Source organism: Metabacillus malikii, from assembly GCF_030813355.1.
GTDB classification, from domain to species: domain Bacteria; phylum Bacillota; class Bacilli; order Bacillales; family Bacillaceae; genus Metabacillus; species Metabacillus malikii.
Window position 1 is genome coordinate 1 of record NZ_JAUSUD010000059.1, and the last position, 2,184, is coordinate 2,184.

The window sequence follows — 2,184 nt, forward strand, 5'->3', positions numbered from 1 at the left end:
GACGATGTACCAGGGATAACTAGGTTTCATGAGACCTTCATGAGACCTACTATTACTATATATCAGAGATATCTAGGTCTCATAGACACTTCATGCGACCTAATTTGAAGGTGCACCAGGGGTATCTAGGTCACACGAGCCCTTTATGAGACCTACTTTTACTATGTAGCAGGGAGATCTAGGTCTCATAGACACTTCATGTGACCTAATTTGACGATGTACCAGGGATAACTAGGTTTCATGAGACCTTCATGAGACCTACTATTACTATATATCAGAGATATCTAGGTCTCATAGACACTTCATGTGACCTAATTTGAAGGTGCACCAGGGATATCTAGGTCACATGAGCCCTTTATGCGACCTAGTTATACATTTTCTCATTAAGTGGACTTAATTACATAAATTGCTTGCTCAGCCCCAAACCTGTATACGGTTTTTTCTAGTTTCATACCTAACTTTTCAAGCAGCCTGCACGACGGCTCATTTGCAGTTTGTGTTTCTGCTACTATTGTTCCAAGGTTCAATATATTCAAAGCTGAGTCAATGATGACTTGAACAACTTCAGTTGCAAAGCCTTTTCCCCACCATTCAGGTAAAAATTGATAAGAGACTTCCATATTAACTCCATCATGATGAGGATCAAGTGAAACCAAACCAATAAATCTATCAGTCTTTTTTTCTCTTACTACCCAATAATAGGAGTTATCTGTAGGAGCTAGCATTTCATCTAATAAGGTTGAAATCGCAACTTCCTGACGAGGACCGCCTAAGTATTTTCTAACTTCATGGTTTACATATAGAGATCCCACATCGGAAACATCATTTGCATGGAGAGTTTTAATGCTACATCTTTCTGTTTCAATTAAGCTTAGCGATTCATTTAATTTTACCACGGGACTCACGACGCTTTCCTAGTTGATAACAAGCATATCTGTTTTTATGCCTTTCACTTTACCATAATAACCCATAAGCTAAGTAAAGTTAACAAATTTAACCATTCAATAGTGCTATGAAGTTACACTTTATTGAAAAGCAACTGGCTCTTGATACACACAAAAAGGTGCAGCTAATTAGCCGCACCTTTCCCATATTTCCTTCAGGATGCCTTTGCTCGTGGTGGTTCATTTGAAAATTTGTTCCCCAAACTAGCAGATAAGTACTTCCAGACTACTTGAATTGTGATGATTTGGATTGGAAGCATGATTAAACTTTTGATAATTCTAGCAGGAAGAAGTCCGATAATACCTTTCCCTGTTAGCATCCATAGCCATAGTGTGTCGAGACCCAAATGTACAAATACAGTAATAACGAGAACTGCTAGACTAATTCTCCAAAAACTTTTCGGCTTTTTATAGAGGAATAATCCGTAAATAAGCCCTGTTAGTAAAGCTGAAATCGTAAAGCCAGGAAAAAAGGGCCCACCTGTCGGAAATAGCATGATCCCTACAAAGTCAGCTAAAGCCGCTGTTAGTCCTGCAAATAGAGGACCAAACATAATACCCGATATTGCGATTGGGAGGAACGTAAATCCTATACGAACGATTGGCGTTTGAATGGATAAGAAACGAGTTAGTACAATTTCTATTGCAATAAATAATCCAATAAATGCTATTTTTCTAATATTCATGCTAAGTACCCCTTGAAAAGTATTGATAACATTTGCTATCCCTAAGGATTGATTTTAACTTACTATTAACAATTTTTCTACTGTTCCTGTGCTGAAAATTTTTTCTAAATAACTCACTTGATTAAAATAAAAACATGGCTAGCGCCTAAATCATAAGACTTAGCGCTAGCCATGTTTCTGTGTTTTAGTGTCCTACATCCATCGGTGAGCTTTGGCGTTGCTTCTCGCAATAATGTTATGCTGAGATACCTTCGTATGTCCATTGACCTGAGAACTCGCACGCTTTCGTCTCGTCCATTGATGGTGAAACATTTGAGAATGTGGATCTAAATGATCTTTGTAGCTCATTCGTCATCACCTCAAAGTTAGTATAGGCACCACTAAAAACAAGTGATATTACAGAGAATATCATATAAAGTATGTGATGTTGACTTAGGAAACATACATTTTCTAAAAAGATGAATCAATTTCATAATTCATTATTTTAAAGAAACACAGAACCACAGAATATTAGCTACTTAAATTTTTTTTAGTTGATGCCTGTTGAATAGGTG

At 37.1% G+C, this 2,184-nt stretch carries 3 protein-coding genes; all 3 read right to left on the minus strand.

All coding sequences use genetic code 11. The annotated features are described in order from the left end of the window. Positions 1–383: 383 nt before the first annotated feature. Entirely contained in the window at positions 384–905 is a 522-nt protein-coding gene (locus J2S19_RS23555) for a GNAT family N-acetyltransferase (protein ID WP_226752568.1), read from the minus strand. 194 nt (positions 906–1,099) lie between these two features. Next, a complete protein-coding gene (locus J2S19_RS23560; protein ID WP_016205252.1) occupies positions 1,100–1,630 on the minus strand; it encodes a folate family ECF transporter S component in 531 nt (176 codons plus the stop codon). Positions 1,631–1,822: 192 nt separating this feature from the next. Continuing rightward, positions 1,823–1,978 (minus strand): YpzG family protein, encoded by a 156-nt coding sequence (locus tag J2S19_RS23565; RefSeq protein ID WP_016205253.1) that lies wholly within the window; start codon positions 1,976–1,978, stop codon positions 1,823–1,825. Positions 1,979–2,184: the final 206 nt, after the last annotated feature.